This window comes from Paraburkholderia sp. BR10872, assembly GCF_040965835.1.
Lineage (GTDB): Bacteria > Pseudomonadota > Gammaproteobacteria > Burkholderiales > Burkholderiaceae > Paraburkholderia > Paraburkholderia nodosa_A.
Map to the genome: position 1 here is coordinate 1 of NZ_JBFRCN010000072.1, position 20,135 is coordinate 20,135.

General features: G+C 66.1%; 16 protein-coding genes and 1 pseudogene. 11 read left to right on the forward strand and 6 right to left on the reverse strand.

What is annotated here, in order from left to right:
- Together AB4Y43_RS35960 and AB4Y43_RS35965 are read left to right on the forward strand one after the other, a co-directional pair.
- Positions 1–751, forward strand: a pseudogene (locus AB4Y43_RS35960) (cobalamin biosynthesis protein CobT); the annotation flags it as partial.
- Positions 752–868: 117 nt separating this feature from the next.
- Complete coding sequence (locus AB4Y43_RS35965) at positions 869–1,999, forward strand: DnaJ domain-containing protein (RefSeq protein ID WP_342947436.1); 1,131 nt, start codon at positions 869–871, stop codon at positions 1,997–1,999.
- Between the two features lie 13 nt (positions 2,000–2,012).
- Here the strand turns inward: AB4Y43_RS35965 and AB4Y43_RS35970 are convergent, their stop codons facing one another.
- Both AB4Y43_RS35970 and AB4Y43_RS35975 read right to left on the reverse strand, forming a co-directional pair.
- Positions 2,013–2,354, reverse strand: a complete 342-nt coding sequence (locus AB4Y43_RS35970) for a DHCW motif cupin fold protein (RefSeq protein WP_368729947.1) — start codon at positions 2,352–2,354, stop codon at positions 2,013–2,015.
- 45 nt (positions 2,355–2,399) lie between these two features.
- Positions 2,400–2,909, reverse strand: a complete 510-nt coding sequence (locus tag AB4Y43_RS35975) for a MarR family winged helix-turn-helix transcriptional regulator (protein ID WP_368729948.1) — start codon at positions 2,907–2,909, stop codon at positions 2,400–2,402.
- A 146-nt stretch (positions 2,910–3,055) separates the two neighbouring features.
- Between AB4Y43_RS35975 and badH the strand changes: the two genes are divergently transcribed.
- The 4 genes from badH to aliA all read left to right on the forward strand — a co-directional run bounded on the left by badH (position 3,056) and on the right by aliA (position 7,634).
- Positions 3,056–3,823 (forward strand): 2-hydroxycyclohexanecarboxyl-CoA dehydrogenase, encoded by a 768-nt coding sequence (gene badH, locus AB4Y43_RS35980; RefSeq protein ID WP_368683514.1) that lies wholly within the window; start codon positions 3,056–3,058, stop codon positions 3,821–3,823.
- A gap of 50 nt (positions 3,824–3,873) precedes the next feature.
- Positions 3,874–4,656 carry a 2-ketocyclohexanecarboxyl-CoA hydrolase gene (gene badI / locus AB4Y43_RS35985; RefSeq protein ID WP_368729949.1) on the forward strand — a complete coding sequence of 261 codons (783 nt, stop codon included), beginning with the start codon at positions 3,874–3,876 and terminating at the stop codon, positions 4,654–4,656.
- A gap of 61 nt (positions 4,657–4,717) precedes the next feature.
- The gene (aliB, locus tag AB4Y43_RS35990) at positions 4,718–5,869 is read left to right on the forward strand and encodes a cyclohexanecarboxyl-CoA dehydrogenase (RefSeq protein WP_069268609.1); all 1,152 of its coding nucleotides are present in this window, start codon (positions 4,718–4,720) and stop codon (positions 5,867–5,869) included.
- Between the two features lie 46 nt (positions 5,870–5,915).
- Positions 5,916–7,634, forward strand: coding sequence for a cyclohexanecarboxylate-CoA ligase (gene aliA / locus AB4Y43_RS35995; RefSeq protein ID WP_368729950.1), 1,719 nt, complete (start codon positions 5,916–5,918; stop codon positions 7,632–7,634).
- On the opposite strand, the gene AB4Y43_RS36000 is transcribed toward aliA, so the two are convergent.
- Complete coding sequence (locus AB4Y43_RS36000) at positions 7,570–9,153, reverse strand: inorganic phosphate transporter (protein ID WP_368729951.1); 1,584 nt, start codon at positions 9,151–9,153, stop codon at positions 7,570–7,572. The two genes, aliA and AB4Y43_RS36000, sit on opposite strands and share 65 nt — an antisense overlap.
- Positions 9,154–9,469: 316 nt before the next feature.
- Between AB4Y43_RS36000 and AB4Y43_RS36005 the strand changes: the two genes are divergently transcribed.
- Entirely contained in the window at positions 9,470–11,110 is a 1,641-nt protein-coding gene (locus tag AB4Y43_RS36005) for an AMP-binding protein (RefSeq protein WP_368729952.1), read from the forward strand.
- 26 nt (positions 11,111–11,136) lie between these two features.
- Here the strand turns inward: AB4Y43_RS36005 and AB4Y43_RS36010 are convergent, their stop codons facing one another.
- From AB4Y43_RS36010 to AB4Y43_RS36020, 3 genes are all read right to left on the reverse strand, one after another.
- Complete coding sequence (locus tag AB4Y43_RS36010) at positions 11,137–12,480, reverse strand: PucR family transcriptional regulator (RefSeq protein ID WP_368729953.1); 1,344 nt, start codon at positions 12,478–12,480, stop codon at positions 11,137–11,139.
- Between the two features lie 137 nt (positions 12,481–12,617).
- Positions 12,618–13,796 carry a porin gene (locus AB4Y43_RS36015; protein ID WP_368729954.1) on the reverse strand — a complete coding sequence of 393 codons (1,179 nt, stop codon included), beginning with the start codon at positions 13,794–13,796 and terminating at the stop codon, positions 12,618–12,620.
- A gap of 121 nt (positions 13,797–13,917) precedes the next feature.
- A complete protein-coding gene (locus AB4Y43_RS36020; protein WP_368729962.1) occupies positions 13,918–15,834 on the reverse strand; it encodes a bifunctional sugar phosphate isomerase/epimerase/4-hydroxyphenylpyruvate dioxygenase family protein in 1,917 nt (638 codons plus the stop codon).
- 306 nt (positions 15,835–16,140) lie between these two features.
- Between AB4Y43_RS36020 and aroQ the strand changes: the two genes are divergently transcribed.
- From aroQ to AB4Y43_RS36040, 4 genes are all read left to right on the forward strand, one after another.
- Positions 16,141–16,596, forward strand: coding sequence for a type II 3-dehydroquinate dehydratase (aroQ, locus tag AB4Y43_RS36025; protein WP_069268605.1), 456 nt, complete (start codon positions 16,141–16,143; stop codon positions 16,594–16,596).
- Positions 16,593–17,513 (forward strand): shikimate dehydrogenase, encoded by a 921-nt coding sequence (locus tag AB4Y43_RS36030; RefSeq protein ID WP_368729955.1) that lies wholly within the window; start codon positions 16,593–16,595, stop codon positions 17,511–17,513. The genes aroQ and AB4Y43_RS36030 overlap by 4 nt, the downstream gene beginning before the upstream one ends.
- Before the next feature lie 246 nt (positions 17,514–17,759).
- Complete coding sequence (locus AB4Y43_RS36035) at positions 17,760–19,058, forward strand: MFS transporter (RefSeq protein WP_368606027.1); 1,299 nt, start codon at positions 17,760–17,762, stop codon at positions 19,056–19,058.
- 121 nt (positions 19,059–19,179) lie between these two features.
- On the forward strand, positions 19,180–19,848 hold the full coding sequence (locus AB4Y43_RS36040; RefSeq protein WP_069268602.1) for a TetR/AcrR family transcriptional regulator: 669 nt from the start codon (positions 19,180–19,182) through the stop codon (positions 19,846–19,848).
- The last annotated feature ends 287 nt before the right edge of the window (positions 19,849–20,135 follow it).

Genomic DNA, 20,135 nt, shown 5'->3' on the forward strand with positions numbered 1-20,135 from the left:
GCTCAAGGCCGACGAACTTACGCACTGGAAGCGCGAGCAGGAGCGCGGCGAGATCGACCGCGCGGCGCTCGCGCGTCTCGCCGCCTCGCGCGGCTACCGTACGCCGTTTTGCGTGGCGCGTCATGCGAGCGGGCGCGACACGGTCGTCACGCTGCTGCTCGACCTGAGCGGCTCGATGGCGGGCCGCAAGATCGAGTTGGCGCGCCTGTGCGCGGCGGCGCTCGCCGACGCGCTCACGCAGCTCGCCTTCGATTCGGAAGTGCTCGGTTACAGCTCGATCGAAGCGCCGGAACTGCGCGCGCGCTATGAGCGCGAGCGCGCGGCCGGCGCCGATCTGCGGGGGTATAACCGCTTTGTCGAGCGGCTGGATCTGCGCGTGTTCAAGCGCTTCGACTCACGCGGCCTGAGCGGGCTCGCGGCCATCGAGTGCGGCCACGAGAACCCCGACGGCGAAGCGCTCGCCTGGGCGGCGGCGCGGCTCGCCCAGCGCAAGGCGCGCCGTCGGCTGCTTTTGGTCCTCTCGGACGGCTATCCTTCGACGAGCGACGGCGACCCGGCTGTGTTGCGCAGCGACCTGCTCGCGCGCGTGCAGGCGGTCAGGGAGCAGGGCATCGAGCTGGTCGGCATCGGCATACTGGACGACGCCGTCGAGGCGTTCTATCCGGATGCCGTGGTCGTGCGCAAGCTGCACGAGCTCCCCGCCACCGCGTTTGCGACGTTGAGCCGCCTGCTCGGGGGCCGGCCGCGCTGAAACGGTGCGGGCAACGGCTGCGGCGCTTTCCTTGCCGGACTGGGCGCATTGCGCTAACTTGAGTGGGCAGGCGTCGCGCCGCCTGCCAACCCATCCACTGACGAACAGATACAGGTCATGCCAGGCCGCGATTACCGACCCGTGGATTACGACCGCCTCTACTACCGGCTCGATCTGGAGCCGGGGGCGAGCGAGGCGGACATCAAGCATCACTATCGCCATCTCGCGCAGATCCTGCATCCCGACAAATGGCGGCACCCCACGGCCGCCTCGATGCGCTGGGCCGACGACCAGTTCAAGCGCGTCAAGGAGGCGCGCGAGCTGCTCGAGGCGTACTGGTCCGTGCATCATGCGCCGCCGGTGAGCCGCTCCGCGCTGAGCGTCGCGCAAGCCGACGAACTGCACGCGCAGATGCAGGCGTTGCTGGCGCAGCGTGAACGCGTGCGCGCCGAGCTGGACGGGCTGCGCGCCGAGCGCACGCGTACCCTCGACGAGATCCAGCGCATGCGGACCGAGCGCGACTCGCTGCACGGCGAACTCACGGGGCTGCGCGATGAAGCGGATGCCGCGCAGCAAGGTGAGCCGGAGGGGGCAACCGCGGCCGAAGCCAATGACGTGCACGCGCGTTCAGGCGGCGTGCGCGATTTCCTGTTTGCGAAATTCGACGACCCATCGCGGGGCTGGCTGCTGACGCTCTCCGCGAGTGTGTTCGCGTGCGTCGTGATCTTCGTCGTCGCGCACTGGATTTCGGGTTTGCTGCTCGCGCCCATCGCGCGCTTCGAGGTGGGCCGCTGGCTTACGCATATTCTGCAGTGGGCGCTCGTGGCAGGCGGCGTGGTGCTCACGTTCGGCTGGGGCTGGTCGCAGCGCACGCTGTATCGCGCCGGGCGTGCGGGGCGCGAGCACGCCGTGGCCTTACCCGCTGATGAAACGCGCCGGCGCGTGAGCGCGGCGCTGCGTCACGAGGCGCACTACGGCGCGGAGTGGAGCATCGAATCGTACGAGGCCGCACCCGACGATACACAATTCGCGCTGCGTGCGGTCATGCGCTTTTCGCCTGGCTCGCAAACCGCCACGCGACGCCATATGGTGGCGTTCCGCTGCCGGGCGCACACGACCGGCGCCGCGCAGACCGCGCTCGCGTACGACTTCTCCGTGGCGGCGCCCACGTGGTGGCTCGTTCCCGCCGCGCGCGTGGTGCGCGACCTGCGCAAGCGGCTCGACGCCGATCTCGGCGCGCCGCGCTAAAGCGGTATCGCTTTCAATCGACGACGAAGAGCTTCGCACCGGTGCGCGTGTACGACTGGTGCGCCTCGGCGTTGTCGCCCACCTGATAGCTCATGCCGGGCGTGAGCACGAACTTGCGCCCGTCCTCGAGCGTGGTTTCGAGTTCGCCTTCGAGGCAGAACAGAATGTGCCCCTTCCTGCACCAGTGATCCGCGAGGTAGCCCGGCGAATACTCGACCATGCGCACGCGGATCGGGTTGGCCTCGTCGCCGAAAAAGCGCGTGCGCCAGGTGGCCATGCCCGTTTCCCCTTTGTGTTGCGTGGGCTCGACGCTGGACCAGTCGGTGGTGCCGAAGCGAAATGCGTCCATCTTCATGCGGTTTTCTCCTTGTGCGTGACGTCAGAGTGTAGCGGAGCGCGCTCACGCCTCGTCGTCGTCCGCCACGCGTTCCCGGTCGTCCACTCGCTTCATGTTATCGAGCAGCTTCAGCAGATAGTGCAGCGTGTGCGTCATGTCGTCTGACGAAAAATTCTCTAGCACGGCTTCGTAGTACGCCTCGATTTTCGGCGTGGCCTGCGCTACCCATAGCTTGCGGCCCGGCCCGGTCATGCAGACGAGGCGCGAGCGGCGATCGCGCGCATCCGCCTGGGTGCTCACGTGGCCGTCGCGTTCCATCCGGCTGATCAAGCCCGAGAGGTTCTGGCGGCTCACCATCAGATACCGCGCGAGATCGCCCACGCTCATGCCCGGCTGGGCCTCCGGGCGCGAGAGCGCGCCGAGCACGGCCCATTGCTGCGTGGTCAAACCCTCGGCTTCCACGGCGCGCGTGCCGGTTTTATGCAATATGTTTGCGCATTGGTAGAGCCGGAAGAACAGCCGGTTGGCAAGATCGAAGCGGCTTGAATCCTGAATTTTTGGTGCTTTAGGCAAGGGTTTCTCCTGATGCTTCTACGCTTGTCTTCGATCCGAGTGTTACCTAGTATACGTCAACATATTTACGTAATTCGAGGCGAGACCCAAAGGTGGGGCAGCATCGAAGGCGTCTATGGTACTGCTCAACCGAATGGAGAATCGCGGTGCGAAAACTCGAAGGCAAGACGGTCGTGGTGACGGGTGGTGGCGGCGGCATCGGCGGGGCGACCTGCCGGCGCTTCGCGGCCGAGGGCGCGCGCGTGGCGGTGCTGGATCTGTCGCTCGAAGCGGCGCTGAAGGTGGCTGACGAAATTCTCGAAAAGGGCGGCCAGGCGCTGGCGCTGCGTTGCGATATCACGAACCGCGCCGAGGTGGAAACGGCGCTCGAGCAAGTGCAAGCGCAGCTCGGTCCTGTGGATGTGCTCGTGAACAATGCGGGCTGGGACGTTTTCCGCCCGTTCACGAAAACCGAACCGGCACAGTGGGACAAGCTCATCGCGATCAATCTCACGGGCGCGCTGCACATGCATCACGCGGTGTTGCCCGGCATGGTCGAGCGCAAGCGCGGACGCATCATCAACATCGCCTCGGACGCCGCGCGTGTGGGCTCGTCGGGCGAGGCGGTCTATGCGGCGTGCAAGGGCGGCCTCGTGGCGTTTTCGAAAACCATTGCGCGTGAGCATGCGCGCCACGGCATCACCGTGAACGTGGTGTGTCCGGGCCCGACCGACACCGCGCTCTTCGCCGAGTACAAGGAAGGCGCTGGCAACCCTGAAAAGCTGCTGGAAGCGTTCCAGCGCTCCATTCCGCTCGGCCGCATCGGGCAGCCCGACGATCTGCCCGGCGCGATCGTGTTCTTCGCGAGCGACGACGCGAACTACATCACGGGCCAGGTGCTGAGCGTATCGGGCGGCCTGACCATGGCGGGCTAACGCCGGCGAACGCGCGCTCTATCGACTACGAATCATTAAAGGCATCGATCATGAACTACGAAGACATCCTCTACGAAGTGCGCAACGGCGCGGCATGGATCACCATCAACCGGCCCGACAAGATGAACGCGTTTCGCGGCCGCACCTGTGACGAACTGATTCACGCGCTCAACACGGCGGGCTACGACCGAGAGATCGGCGCAATCGTCCTTGCCGGTGCAGGCGACAAGGCGTTCTGCACGGGCGGCGACCAGTCCGCGCACGCGGGACAGTACGACGGACGCGGCACGATCGGCCTGCCGATGGAAGAGCTGCACACGGCGATTCGCGACGTGCCCAAACCCGTGATCGCACGCGTGCAGGGCTATGCGGTGGGCGGCGGCAACGTGCTGTGCACGATCTGCGATTTCACCATTGCTTCGGAAAAGGCCGTGTTCGCCCAGGCGGGCCCGAAGGTCGGCTCGGTCGATCCCGGTTACGGCACGGCGTTTCTCGCTCGCGTGGTGGGTGAAAAGAAGGCGCGTGAAATCTGGTATCTGTGCCGCCGCTATCCGGCTGCCGAAGCGCTGGCCATGGGCCTCGTGAACGCCGTCGTGCCGCACGATCAGCTCGACGCGGAAGTTCAGAAGTGGTGCGATGAGATCATGGAAAAGAGCCCCACGGCCATTGCGATCGCCAAGCGCTCGTTCAATATGGACACCGCGCATCAGGCCGGCATTGCGGGCATGGGCATGTACGCGCTCAAGCTCTACTACGACACGGAAGAGTCCCGCGAGGGCGTGCGCGCGTTCCAGGAAAAGCGCAAACCCGAGTTCCGCAAGTACGCCAAATAACGGTGTCTCCGTGACGATCAGGATGACGAATGAATAGAGCAGGCCGCTTCAAGGAGACACCATGAATCCGTATATCGACGAAGACCTCGTCGCGCTCGGCGAGCACGCGCGGCGCTTCGCACAAGGGCGCGTCGCGCCTGGCTTTATCGAGCGCGACACCACACGCGTGCTCGATCGCGGCCTCATGCGCGAAATGGGCGAGATGGGCTTCATCGCGCCGGAATTGCCCGAGCAGTATGGCGGCCAGGGCCTGGGCTGCCTCGCCGCCGGGGTGATCCACGAGGAGATTGCGCGCGCGGACCTGAGCCTCTCGTACATCAACCTGCTCGCCTCGCTCAACGGGCAGATTCTCGCCAAGCATGCCGCCCCCGAGATTGCACGGCCGTGGCTCGAACGCCTCACGCAGGGCCGCGCGCTGCTCGCAATCGCGCTAACGGAGCCGCGCGGCGGCTCGGATGCCGCGAACCTGCGGCTGAAAATGGAGCGCGTGGGCGATCACTACGTCCTCAACGGCGAGAAAACTTCGATTTCGGCCGCCGATCAGGCCGACGCCGCCGTGGTGTTCGCGCGCACCGGCAGCGTGGCAGACGGCGCGCGAGGCGTCTCGGCCATTCTCGTGCCGATGGATCTGCCGGGCGTTACGCGCAATCGCTTCGACTGCCACGGCCAGCGCGCGATCGGACGCGGTTCGATCTTCTTCGAGAACGTGCGCGTGCCGGTGGACCATCTGCTGGGCGACGAGGGCAAGGGCTTCGTCCAGGTGATGCAGGGCTTCGACTTTTCGCGCGCGCTGATCGGCCTACAGGTGCTCGCCGTGGCGAACGTGAGCCTCGAAGAAACGTGGGAGTACGTCGCGCAGCGCGAGGCCTTCGGCAAGCCGCTCTCTGCATTCCAGGGCGTTTCGCATCCGCTCGCCGAATACGCAACCCAGGTGGAGGCCGCACGGCTGTTGTGTCTGCAAACACTGTGGCTCAAGGACCGTGGGCTGCCGCATACGGCCGAAGCCGCCATGTGCAAATGGTGGGGGCCGAAGCTCGCCTACGACGTGGTGCATCAATGCCTGCTTTCGTTCGGGCACGGCGGCTACGACCGCGGGCCGCTCGAACAGCGCCTGCGCGACGTGCTCGGCTTCCAGATCGGCGACGGCACGGCTCAGATCATGAAGACCATCATCGCGCGCTCGAACGCGGGCCGCGACGCGGTGCCGGCATGATGCGCGCTGCCTGCGACGTTTCCTGCAACACCACGGGAGGGTGCACATGGAGTTCGACGCGGTACTGATCGGGCCGCGCCGGGCGCGGGAGGAGGCACGGCGCTGGTGGCCCGGGCGCACCATCAACGACGAACTGGACGCCTGCGTGGCCGAATGTCCGGCGAAGATCGCGCTTACGGCGGTACGAATCGAAGACGGAAAGACCACGCGCTTCACGTACGCGCAGATGGCGCGCATGGCGGACCGGATTGCCGTTGGCCTCGCTCGGCTCGGTGTGGTAAAGGGCCACGTGGTCTCGATGCAACTGCCGAATTGCTGGCAGTTCACGCTGCTGTATCTTGCGTGCTCGCGCATCGGTGCGGTGCTCAATCCCCTCATGCCGATCTTTCGCGAGCGCGAGTTGTCGTTCATGCTCAACCACGGCGGCAGCAAGGTGATGATCGTGCCACAGCGCTATCGAGGCTTCGACTACGAGGCCATGCTGCGCGCGTTGCGGGCTGAACTACCCGCCTTGCAGCACGTGGTGGTCGTGGGCGCGACTGACGCAGGCGAGCCGGCGCGCAACAGTTTCGAAGCGCTGCTGAGCGGCCCGCGCTGGGAAGAGGCGAGTGACGCCGAAGCCATCCTCGCCCACAATCGCCCAGGCCCCGACGACGTGACGCAACTGCTCTACACCTCCGGCACGACGGGCGAGCCCAAGGGCGTGATGCACACGGCGAACACGCTGTTTTCGAACATTCATCCTTACGCGCAGGCCATGCGTCTCGGCCGCGACGATGTCGTGCTGATGGCCTCGCCCATGGCGCATCAAACCGGCTTCATGTATGGCCTCATGATGCCGGTCGCATTGCGGGCGAGCGCCGTCCTGCAGGACGTATGGCAGCCCGAGGCGGCGCTTGCGCTGATCGCACAGGAGCGTGCGACGTTTACGATGGCGTCCACGGCGTTTCTCGGCGATCTCGCCAACGCGGCCATCGAGTCAGGCACGCGCGTGCCGACGCTGCGCACGTTCTTGTGTGCGGGCGCGCCCATTCCCGGCGCACTGGTCGATCGCGCACGCACGGCGCTGGGGGCGAAGATCGTCTCCGCGTGGGGCATGACGGAGCTGGGCGCCGTGACGCTCACGCATCTGGACGACGAAGACGAACGCGCCTCCACGACCGACGGCGCGCCGCTGCCGGGTGTGGAAGTGAAGGTGGTGAGCGAGAACGACCAGGCGCTGCCGCCGAACGTGGCGGGGCGGCTATTCGTGCGGGCGTGCTCGGGATTCGGCGGCTATCTCAAGCGCGCGCACCTCAATGCGACGGACGCGCAAGGCTGGTTCGACACGGGCGACCTCGCGATCGTCGACGAGCGCGGCTACATCCGCATCAGCGGCCGCAGCAAGGACGTGATCATCCGCGGCGGCGAGAACATTCCCGTGGTGGAGATCGAGTCGCTGCTCTATCGTCATCCCGCCGTTGCGCAGGTGGCGATCGTCGCGTATGCGGACGAGCGGCTGGGCGAGCGCGCCTGCGCCGTGGTGGTGGCGAGGCCCGGCGAGGCGGTCGATTTGCCTTCGCTCGTTGGCTTTCTCAAGTCGCACAAGGTTGCCGTGCAGTACCTGCCCGAACGGCTATGGCTGCTCGACGCCATGCCGACCACGCCCGCAGGCAAGGTGCAGAAGTTCCGGTTGCGCGACATGCTGCGCGAAGCCGATGTCAGAAAACTTGCCGGAACATCCAGTAGAGACCCGCAGCAAGCGCAATCGAAGCCGGCAACGTGAGCACCCACGCGAGCACGAGGTTGCGCACGGTTCCCCACTGAAGGCCCGAACCGTTCGCGGCCATCGTGCCGGCCACGCCCGAAGCGAGCACGTGCGTGGTCGATACCGGCAGGCCGTAGACATCGGCCATGCCGATCGTGATCATGGCCACCGTTTCGGCCGAGGCGCCCTGACCATAGGTGAGATGCTGCTTGCCGATCTTTTCGCCCACCGTCACGACGATGCGCTTCCAGCCCACCATCGTGCCTAGACCGAGCGCGAGCGCCACGGCCACTTTCACCCAGGTCGGAATGAACTTGGTCGAGTGGTCCATCTGCTTGCGGAAGGTGTCGAGCACTTTGGCGTCAGCGGGTGACATCTCCGGTGCCTTCGCCTTTTGCATCAGGCGGATCGCTTCGCTCGCCACGTACATGTCGTTGCGCACGTTGTCGACGATCGCGTCGGGCACCGTCGCCATCGAGCCGGAAAGGGCGACCTGGTCGGCGATGGTATCGGTGAGCTGGCGCAGCGCGGGCAGCGTGGCGGGCGTGAGCTGGCGTGTGCGCACGAACGCCTCGACCTCGGCGCGCGCGTTCTCGGGCGGCGCGCCGTGCGCGTATCGGCCCAGCGTTGCGGACGCCTCGCGCGCCACGACCACGAACGCCGCGGTTTGCTCGGGCGTGACGGCCTTGTTGAGCGCGTAGGCGGTCGGCACGACGCCGATCAGGATCAGCATGATGAGGCCCATGCCTTTCTGACCGTCGTTCGAGCCGTGAGCGAACGAAACGCCGGTGCAGGTGAGGATGAGCAGGATGCGGATCCAGAGCGGCGGCGCCTGGTTGGCTTTGGGCTCTGCATAAAGCGCTGGCACGCGCACGAGCAGCTTGAGCACGAGGAGCAGCAGGGCGGCCATGACGAAGCCGACCACGGGCGAGAACAGCAGCGCCTTGCCCACGCCCGACGCCTGGTCCCAGTCCACGCCGCTCGTGCCCGAAGGCCCGCTGATGAACTGGTTCATGATGCCCACGCCGATGATCGAGCCCACGAGCGTATGCGAACTGGATGAAGGCAAGCCGAAATACCAGGTGCCGAGGTTCCAGACGATCGCGGCGAGCAGGAGCGCGAACACCATGGCGAAGCCGGCGCCGCTGCCCACCTGGAGAATGAGTTCCACCGGCAGCAGTTGCAGGATGCCGAACGCGACCGCGCCGCTGGAGACGAGCACGCCGATGAAATTCCACGCGCCCGACCACGCCACCGCGAGATGCGGATCGAGTGAGTTCGTGTAGATGACGGTGGCGACGGCGTTGGCGGTGTCGTGAAAGCCGTTCACGAACTCGAAGCCGAGCGCGATGAGCAGCGCAAGCCCGAGCAGGATGAAGGGCAGCGCCGAGCTTTCGCGCACGGCGCGCAAATCGACGACGAGATGATCGATTACATAAATCGCCCCGGCCGCGATGACGGCGAGAAATAGGGCGATGCCAATACCGCGGCGGCGTGCGCTCTGCGCGCGGTAGGGGGACAAGGGTATGTCCGGCATGAAAGCGTGGGGGCTCTGGTCAATCCGCTCGGGGAAGCGCCTCGGCGCAGCGTATGCGGGTTCGCAAACGTGCGTGGCGCGGTGCCGCGTCGGCAGCTGAAAGAGCGATGCGGACGAGACGACGCAGTGTCGCACAATTGACAGAAATCAGACACGGACGTGACGCCGCACCGGTTCGCGTGCGGGCGCGCTTTTGTGACTTTTCACAATCACCTTATCCGCTTTCCCAGTTCTCCCGGCGCGGCCAAGCCCGTAGCATGGACGTGAAACGCGGCACGTCGCATACAAGCCGCGCATTGATTTCATGGAGACGAACGTGTCGAAAGCCCCCTGGCTCGCCAGCTATGGCGAGATTCCCGCTACCATCGATCCCGACCGGCATCCGTCGCTTGCGCATATGTTCAATGAGGCGATGCGCGAACATGCGCACCGGCCGGCATTGCGCGCGGGCGACGCTTCGCCGGGCGACGCTTCGCCGGGCGACGCTTCGCTCAGCTACGCCGACGTCGATCGTCTCTCGCGCGATTTCGCCGCGTATCTGCAGCACGTGGGCGTGAAGAAGGGCGACCGCGTCGCCGTGATGTTGCCGAACCTGCTCGCGTTTCCCATCGCGCTGATCGGCATCGTGCGGGCAGGGGCGGTGCAGGTGAACGTGAATCCGCTCTATACGCCGCGCGAGCTTCAGCACCAGCTGGCGGATTCCGGCGCGCAAACGCTCGTGGCGTTCGACGGCGCGTTGCCGACGTTCGATGCGATCAAGGCGAATACGGCCGTCAAGAACGTGCTGAGTGTTGCCGCGAGCGATTGCACAAGCGCGAGCGGTGAGCGCGATGCGCAGCCCGGCTCGTTTGCGGCGGCGCTCGCGCAGGGCGCCGACTTGCCGTTCGAAGCCCCCGCGTTGTGCGGCGACGATCCGCTCTTCCTGCAATACACGGGCGGCACGACCGGGCTATCCAAGGGTGCGCTGCTCACGCACCGCAACCTCGTCGCCAACGTCGAGCAGTTCAAGACCTTCATGCCGGGCTTCATGAACCCGGGCGAGGAAGTCGTCGTCACCGCGCTGCCGCTCTATCACATCTTCGCGTTGACGGTGAATCTCATCACCTACTTCTCGATCGGCGCCGAGAACTGGCTCGTTGCGAACGCGCGCGATCTGGGCGGCGTGATCGACGTGTTCAAGGCCGCGCGGCCGACGAGCTTCATGGGCGTGAATACGCTCTATGCGGGGCTCGTTGCGCATCCGCGCATCGGCGAGGTCGATTTTTCGCGGCTGCGGCTCGCGGGCGGCGGCGGCGCGGCGATCATTCCCACGGTGTCCGAGCGCTGGCAGGCCATGACCGGCGGTTTCATCCGCGAAGGCTACGGACTCTCGGAGACGAGCCCGGTGCTGTCGTTCAATCCGGGGAGCGTCGATCGCTTCACCGGGACGACGGGACTGCCGGTGCCTTCCACCGACGTCAAGCTGATGAACGACGGCGTCGAAGCCGCGCCGGGTGAGCCGGGCGAGATCTGCGCGAAGGGTCCGCAGGTGATGCAGGGCTACTGGAACCAGCCCGAGGCCACGCGCGCCGCCTTTACGGACGATGGCTACTTTCGCACCGGCGACGTGGGCGTGTTCGACGCGCGTGGCTTCCTGCGCATCGTCGATCGCTCGAAGGACATGATCCTCGTTTCGGGCTTCAACGTGTATCCGAATGAAATCGAGGCGGTCGTGACCGCGCTGCCGGGCGTGGCCGAATGCGCGTGCGTGGGTGTGGCCGACGAACGCAGCGGCGAGGCCGTGCGTGTGTTCGTGGTGCCCGCGCGTGAGGCGGCGCTGAGCGAGGAAGCCGTGATCGCGCATTGCCGGGCGCAACTCGCGGCGTACAAGGTGCCGCGCGTGGTGAGCTTCGTTCAAGCGCTGCCGAAGTCGACGGTGGGCAAGATCTTGCGGCGGGAATTGCGCGACGCGGGGTGACGCGCGACAGGGGCGCGCCGCGTCATTCAGCGCGCCGCGCTCTTCGCTTTCTTTACTCCGATGCGCCCCTTCCTCTCCTTCTTCTTGCCATCGCGCTGGGCACCCTGCGTCGCTCCGCGCAGCTTCAGCGCGATATCCAGCCGCGCAATCCAGTGCGCATCAGCGAGCTTCGCGCCCAGCAGCGTCTCGATGCGCTCGAGCCGGTAGTCGAGCGTGTTTGGATGTACACCTAACGTTTCGGCCGTCTGGCGCCGGCGCTGGCCGCTTGCAAACCACGCTTCGAGCGTGGCGAGCAGGTCGGCCTCCGTCGCCAGCTGCTCGGCGAGCGAGACGAGATAACGCAGCACGTTGGCGCTGCTGCGCACACTCTCCTCGATTGCGATCGAGGAAAAGCGGTGCACGCGCAGGAAGTCGCCATTTTCTTCGCTGTCGTCCACGTGGCTGCCCCGCGGCGCAAAGTCCACCGCCTTGAGCGCCTCTTCCACCGAGGCCGCCCAGCCGCGCGCCCCTTCGTTCATCAGCCCGATGCCGATGCTGCGCACGCGCGGCTCGGCGCGCGCGAGCGCGGCCGCATGCTCGGTCACGCGCTGGTCGTTGCGCGTCATCGAATCGCCGCGCACGCACGGCAGCCAGAACACCAGCCGCTCGCGATGCCACGCACGCACCAGCGCGTCGGGCTTCAGCTCGAAGTGCCGCGCGGCGCTGAGCGCGAAACGGTCGAGCGCATCCTCGCGCACCGAAGGCGCGTGGTCGCGCAAATCCAGATCGACAGCGAGCGCAATGCGCGGCAGCGTGGCGTCGAGGCCGAGCGCCTCGACGGTCTCGCGAAAGCGCGCGGCGTCATCGGGAGCATGGAACACGAGGTCGTAGAGCTGCTGCAGCAGCGAGCCGCGCCAGCGTGCTTGCTGGTGCTGCTCGTCGAGATAGGCTTCGGCGATGTGCTCGGCCATCGCGTCGAAGTAATCGAGCAGATAAGGCGAAATATCGAATAGCAGTTCGTGCGCGAGCGCCGGGTCGGCCTCGGCGAGCTCCGTGCAGGTGCGCCACAACTCACGCGCGCCCAGGCGAAAGGCGCGCAGCAGCGAACGCAGCGGCACGTTCTGGTGGACACGTCGGCGCGCGAACGCCGCAGTCTGATCCATGACTTCGGCGGTGGGCGGCGTGCCGTCGAACAGGCACTGGAACCACTGGTTCGCGGAAAACGCGATCGACGTGAAGATGTCCTTGCGCGCCGCCGCCGAGAGCGCGCTATAGCCTTCGAGCGAGAGCAGCGTGTCATAGGTGCGCTGAACAGCCTTGGGCTGGGTTTTGGCGAGCGTGCGAAGCCTGCTGCGCAGGCGTGGGCTGATGGCGGGAACGGGGGGCGGCACGGTGAGTTCGCGGATTCGCGTGGATTCGTTTAGGCGATATCCGCGAGTGTACTCAGCGCCGTGCCGCTGCGTCGAGGGGCGGCGAACGAAACCGGTGGCCGTGCGGGCGGCCCCCGCCGGTGCATCGGAACACCGGATCAGAACAGCAGCGCGATACCGGCCATGCCGACGAACTGCGAGCGCGTGGACGAAGGCGTGGAGTTTTGCGAGTCGCCCACGGCGGGGCTTGCGTTGACGATGTTGCCCGCGCCGTTCGCCCCGAGCGTCTGGCCGCCGGCGTGCTGGTAGGCCTGCAGCGCATAGAGCGTGGTGCGCTTCGAGAGGTGGTACGACTCCTTGAGCGAGTACTGCTGGTAGCGCGCCGCGCTCGTGATGCCGTTGGCCTTCGAAGCCAGCGTATAGGCGAAGCCGCCGCCCACGTCGAAGGCCGGCGTGAAGCGATACACGGCGAGCGCCGCCCAGGTGTTGAAGATGGCCGTGTCGTGGAAGATCGACTTGCCGCCCGCGATGTACTGAACGTTCGAATACGACGCGCCGAGGACCAGGTTGCCGAGCGTGTAGTTGCCGCCCGCCGCGATGTGCTGGACCGCGCTAGCCGAGACATAGCCCGTATTAAGCGACGACTTGCCGAAGCTGCCCGTTGACGAACTGTCGAATCCGCTCGTCAACTGCGCGTTGTCCATGCGCAGGATGGCCGCCGCGAGGCTCACCGGGCCGGCGGAGTAGCGCAGCGCGGCGCTCCACGTCTGACCCTTGCCGGCGCTCCCCGCAATGCCGCCGAGCGCGTACATGGCGCTCGCCTGCACGCCGTAAAAGATCGGCGAGGTGTAAGTCGCCGAATTGTTGATGCGCACGGTCGTGTCGAGACCGTCGATATCGCCGGGGTGCGCGCCGGTTGCGCCGGTGAGCCACGAGCTTCCCGTGAGCGGCCCGACGAACAGGTAATACGGCGTGTACTGACGGCCGGCCGTGAACGTGCCCAGGTTCTGGTTCTGCAGGCCCACGTAGGCCTGGCGATTGAAGATCAGTCCGCTCGAAGACAGCGCGCCCGAGTTGAGGTCGAAGCCATTCTGCAGGTCGAAGATCGCGAACGTGCCGCCACCGAGATCTTCCTTGCCTTGCAAGCCGAACTTCGACGCATACAGGTTGCCCTGGCGCAGATAGACATTCGAGTGACCGTTCTGGTTGTTGACGTAGGTGATGGCGTCGTCTACTGCGCCGTAAAGCGTAACGCTGCTTTGCGCAAACGCGGGGCTGGCCACGAGGGCTGCGCTAGTCGCGAGGAACGTGCCGATACCAAGGCCTGCTTTCTTCATCGTTGTGTGTCTCCGGGTGAGATTTGGACTGCTTATATTTTTCTTTGCTAAGCCGCATGACTTTCAGGTCGATGCGGCGTGCGTACTGCTGCGCGAAGTGACTACGGTGACTGCGTTTGAATCAATCCAGCGGTTTGCCTGCGCTCTGTGCGGCAAGTGCGCGCTGGCGCGCCTGCGCCGCGAGGCGCACGGCTGCGTTGGGCGCGCCGTAGCCGTCGTAGCCGCCGCGCCGCTCCACGATCTCCAGGAAGAAGCGCTGGTCGAGCGTCTCCGTATAGGCGTGCAGGAACTCGCCACCGCGCTCGTCGCGGTCGTAGAGCAGGTTGTGGTTGCGCAGCGCGTCGAGAAACTCGGGGTCGAGGGCGTGGCGCGCGTCGAGATCGTCGTAGTAGTTCGCCGGTATGCGCAGGAGCGGCACGCCGGCCGCCTCGAATTCGGTCACGGCGCGGAAGATGTCGCCGGTGCTGAACGCCACGTGATTCAGGCCTGTGCCGTGGTAGGCGCGCACGGTTTCTGCCGCGGCCGTGTGCTGGTCCACCGAGGCGTTGAGCACCACGCGCAGCCCGCGGTCGCGGCTCATGAGCGCCCGGCTGCGCACGAGGCCGTACGGATCGGGCAGCAGCACGGCGGGCGTCGCTTCGAGCCCGAACGCCGACTTCAGGAACAGCACCCATGAATCGAACGAGCCGGCAGGCAGCGAAAGGCTCACGTGATCGATGCCCGCGATCGGTCCTACTTCGACCGGGCCGTCGATATCCGTGAGCGCGAAATCGGCCTCGAAGAGGGTGGGCTGGCCCGGCTCCTCGTTAACGAAATAGTTAAGACTGCCGTCCGGCCCCTGGACGGCGGGCACCACGCGCTCGTTCGGACCCACGCGGCCTGAGAACGGCTGGTAGCCAAATCCCGCCGCGCGTTCGAGCGCGAGGCGCGCATCGTCCACGCGAAACGCCGAGGCGCAGAGCGAGAGCCCGTGGCGCTGGAAAAACGCGTCGGCGAACGAGTCGGGCTCGGCGTTGAGGACGATGGCGGCCGAGCCGTGCTGATAGAGCGTCACGTCCTTCGAACGATGCTGGCCCGCGCGGCGGAAATGCAGCTTTTCAAGCCAGTTCGCCACATGCGCGCGGGCGGTGTCGTCCACGGCGAACTCGAGGAATTGCCACTGCGCGTTCGCGGGTGCGGCGCTCGGGTGGTAGAGCGCACTCGCTTCGACATGCTCCGCATGCAGGGTTTCGCGCGTGAGCGATTCGAGCAGCAAGAGCGAACGATGGCCGTCGGCGGCCGTGGCGGCGGGCGGCGCGCCGCGAAAGCCGTCGTTGAAGATTTCGAGCGAAAGCGGGCCCGTGTAGCCGCTTTTCACCACCTGGGCCGTGAAATCCGCGAGCGCGAAGTCGCCCTGGCCCGGGAAGCAGCGATAGTGCCGGCTCCATTCGAGCACGTCCATTTGCATTCTCGGTGCGTCGGCGATCTGCACGAAGCCGATGCGCGCGCCCGGAATCGTAGCGATGCCGTCGGGCGCGTCATCGAGCGAGAGCGTGTGGAAACTGTCCAGCGCGAGCGTCAGGTTCGCGTGATCGACGGTGTTGACGAGCCGCCACGCGTGGCCATAGGTGCGCACGTGGCGTCCCCACGCAAGCGCCTCATAACAGATCGTCACGCCCGCTTCCCCGGCGGCCTGCGCGAGCGCGCCAAGCTGTTCCGCAGCGAGGCCGTCGTCGCAGATCGTGTCGGGCGAGACATTGCTGCACACCAGCAAACGGTCCGTACCCAACTGATGCATGACGTCGAACTTGCGCTTCACGCGTTCGATGTTGCGCGCGAGGCGTTCGGGCGCAACGCCTTCGAAATCGCGGAACGGCTGGTACAGCACGATATCGAGGCCGAGATCGCCGGCCATGTGGCGCACGTCGGCGGGCGAGCCTTCGAAATAGAGCAGATCGTTCTCGAAGATCTCGACCGCGTCGAAGCCGGCGGCGCGGATCGCGGCGAGCTTGTCGGCGAGCGTGCCGCTGATCGACACCGTGGCGATCGAGCGACGCAGCGCGCGAGAGGGGGCGTGGAGCGGCTTGGACATGGGCATGGCGAGCTTGCTGACGGCGACTTCGGTGTTGAACAAGGGTCCGGCGCGGCGGTGTAGGGCGGGCATTTAACTAACTGGCGCACCGCAGACATACTTGCCGCTGGAGTGTCCGAAGGATACGCCAAACTAACTAGTTAGTACAAATTCTGGCAAACCCCAGGTGACCGGTGTACCGCTTCGCGGCACACTGGCGACCATGCGGTGAAACATGCAACGGTTCTCGAGCATGCGCCGTGCCGGTCGTCAAGCTGTTCTGGAGTGTGTGTAATGGGAATGCCTTCGGTGCTGGTCCTGAACGGACCGAACCTGAATCTGCTGGGAACGCGGGAGCCTGCGATCTACGGCGCTGAAACGTTAGATGACGTTGCCAACCTGTGCCGCGAGGCGGCGGCGCGTCTTGGGCTCGAGATCGATTTTCGCCAGTCGAACGCCGAGCATCAGCTGATCGACTGGCTGCACGAAGCGCGCACGCGCGTGGACGGCATCGTCATCAATCCGGCTGCCTATACGCATACGTCGGTGGCGATCGCCGATGCGCTTTCCGCCATCGCGAAGCCCGTGATCGAGGTCCATATCTCGAACGTGCACAAGCGCGAGGCGTTCCGGCACCATTCGTTCGTTTCGCCCATTGCAGAGGCCATCATCGTCGGCTGCGGCACGCAAGGGTATGTGCTCGCGCTGGAGCGCATGGCCACGCTGCTCGCCAAAAAGGTGACGAAATGAGCGCCCAGAACCACGCCAACACGAATGCGCTGGGCGCGCGCGCAACCGCCAACTCGTTTCTCTGCGGCCTGATCGGCTCGGGCATCGGCGGTTCGCTCACGCCCGCGATGCAGGAGCAGGAAGGCCGCGAACTCGGCTTCCACTATGTATATCGGCGCATCGACCTCGAAGCGCTGAAGCTCACGCCCGCCGCGCTGCCCGAGTTGCTGCTGGCCGCCGAGCGCATGGGTTTCGACGGTTTGAACATCACCTATCCGTGCAAGCAGGCCGTGATCGAACTGCTCGACGAACTCTCCGATGACGCCCTTGCGCTCGGCGCCGTGAACACGGTGCTCTTCCGCGACGGCAAGCGCATCGGCCACAACACCGACTGGTCGGGTTTCGCGCGCGCGTTCCAGCGCGGCCTGCCCGATGTCTCGCTCGAAGCGGTGGTGCAACTGGGCGCGGGCGGCGCGGGCGCGGCGGTCGCACACGCGGCGCTGCAGATGGGCGCCCAGGCGCTCACGCTGTTCGACGTGGACGCCTCGCGTGCCGAATCGCTCGCCAGCGAATTGCAGGCGCGCTTCCCGGCGGCTCGCGTGAGCGCGGGCGGCGATCTGCGCGAAGTGCTCAAGCACGCCACCGGCCTCATCCACGCCACGCCTACCGGCATGGCGAAGCTGCCCGGTATGCCGTTGCCTGCGGAGTATCTGCACGAGCGGCTGTGGGTGGCGGACATCGTCTATTTCCCGATCCGCACCGCGCTGCTCGAAGCGGCCGAGGCGCGCGGCTGCCGCACGCTGAGCGGCGGCGGCATGGCGGTGTACCAGGCAGTGGATGCGTTCCGGCTGTTCACGGGTGTCGAGCCCGACGCGGAACGCATGTATGCGCATCTGCAGTCCATGCTGGCGGCGAATGCTGCAAGCGCCAGCGAATAACAACGACAGCGCGCGGCGGGAGTCAGCGCAAAAGCGCCAACTCCCGTCGACCGCCACATGGGCATGGGACAGGAGTAAACGCTGAAGCGCCAACTCCCGTCGACCGCCACATGGGCATGGGACAGGAGTAAGCGCTGAAGCGCCAACTCCTGTCGACATATCGGAGACGAAGACATGGCACCACCCGTATCCACGGGGCGCGGCGACGCGCCGAACCTTTCCGCAGCCGCCCCCGTCGAGGGCGCGATGCGCCGCTCGAAAGCGCGCTATCGCATCCTGGGCCTGCTGGCCGTCGGCACGATGATCAATTACCTCGATCGCACCGTGCTCGGCATCGCAGCGCCGCAGCTCACCAGGGAACTGGGCATCAACGCGGCGCTCATGGGCCTCGTGTTCTCGGCGTTCTCGTGGAGCTACGTCGTCGCTCAGATTCCGGGCGGCGTGTTCCTCGACCGCTTCGGCAGCAAGTTCACCTACTGGCTCTCGATGACGCTCTGGTCGATGTGCACGCTCGCTCAGGGCTTCATCAGCGGCGTGGGCGCGCTGTTCGCGTGTCGTCTGGGTCTCGGCGCCGCGGAGTCGCCGTGCTTCCCGACCAATAGCCGCGTGGTCGCCACATGGTTCCCGCAAAGCGAGCGCGCATTCGCCACGGGCACCTATACGGTCGGCGAATACATCGGTCTCGCGTTCTTCAGTCCGTTCCTCTTCGCGCTGATGGGGGCGTATGGCTGGCGCTCGCTGTTCTACGTGGTGGGCGGCGTGGGCATCGCGTTCGGCCTCGTGTGGTGGTTCCTGTATCGCGAGCCGCACGAGCACCCCGCGGCCAACCGCGCCGAACTCGACTACATCGAGGCGGGCGGCGGTCTCGCTCGCCACGAACGCAAGGCCGACGCGCAAGCCGCTGCCGGCGAACCGAAAAAGCAGGGTTTCGACTGGCGCATGGCCGGCAAACTGGTGCGCCGCCGTCAGCTCGCGGGCATCTGCCTCGGGCAGTTCGCGGGCAACTCCACGCTCGTGTTCTTCCTCACGTGGTTCCCGACCTATCTCGCCACCGAGCGCCACATGGGCTGGCTCAAGATCGGCTTCTTCGCGATCATGCCGTTCATTGCCGCGTCGATCGGCGTGATGTTCGGCGGCACCTTCTCCGACTGGATGCTGCGCCGCGGCATCTCGGCCAACGTGGCGCGCAAGCTGCCGATCATCGCCGGTCTGCTGCTCGCCTCGACGATCATTCTCGCGAACTTCGTGGACAGCAACGTGGCCGTGATCGCGATCCTCTCGGTGGCGTTCTTCGCGCAAGGGATGGCTGCGCTCGGCTGGACGCTCGTGTCGGATATCGCGCCGGCCGGCATGCTCGGTCTCACCGGCGGCATCTTCAACCTGGCGGCCAATCTCGCGGGCATCATCACGCCGCTGGTGGTGGGGCTGATCGTGGGTGCGACGGGCTCGTTCGTCTGGGCGCTCGTATTCATCGGCGTGATCGCGCTGATCGGCGCGGCCTCGTATATCTTCATCGTGGGCGATATCAAGCGCATCGAGCTGTAAGGCTCGCAGGCCGCCTGCGCGCGGGCTTTCGGCGGGACAGCGGGGCGCGGCACCTTCTATAGGGCCGCGCCCCGCGTGCTAAAATCGCCGGCATTCCTTCCCTGCTGCGGGCCAAAAAAACATGGCAAGACCGGCGGCTTCGGCCGAACGCAACGATGCTCAATCCGAAAGCCGGCGCAAGTACGATCCCGAGCAGACCAGGCGCAATATCCTCGAAGTGGCGACGGCCGAATTCTCGGCCATGGGTCTCGCAGGCGCGCGTGTAGACGCGATCGCCGAACGCACCAACACCACCAAGCGCATGCTGTATTACTACTTCGGCAGCAAGGAAGGGCTGTACGAAGCGGTGCTCGACAAGGTCTACGGCGACATCCGCGCGCTCGAACTGGACCTGCACATCGACGAACTGGACCCTATGGAAGGCCTGCGGCGGCTCGTCGAATTCACCTTCGACTATCACGACCGCCACCGCGACTTCGTGCGCCTCGTGACCATCGAGAACATTCATGGCGCGAAGTACATCGAGCGCCTGAAGACCTTCCGCAGCCGCAACGCCAGCGCGATCCGCACGATCGAAGACCTGCTCGCGCGCGGCGTGGCGAGCGGCGCATTTCGCGAAGACATCGATCCCATCGACCTGCACCTGCTCATCAGCTCGATGTGCTTTCATCGCGTAGGTAACCGCCACACGTTCGGCGCGGCGTTCGGGCGCGACCCCTCGCATCCGCGCTTGCGTGCGCGCCATCGCGAGATGGTCGTCGACGCTACGCTGCGCTTCGTCAAGAAGTAAAGCGCTCCCTGCGCGGCGGCCGCCCCGGCCGCTTTGGCTGTTTCTCGCCCGCCCGCCGATGCGGGACGCATCGCCCACGGCGCGCCCGCGTCCCCGCGCGGCGCTGCGCCGGGCCGCCAAAAGGCCCGGCGAACTCTGCAGATTTATCTCCGAAAGCCCGGCAAGCCCCGTCCTGCGTGGCTGACCGCTAGCATCGCTTGTTCCATAAAAGTGCGCAAACCCATTACACTACGGCGGTCAAGGCCGCCGCGCGCGGCCTCGCCCTGCGCAGCCGCGCCCCGCCTCGC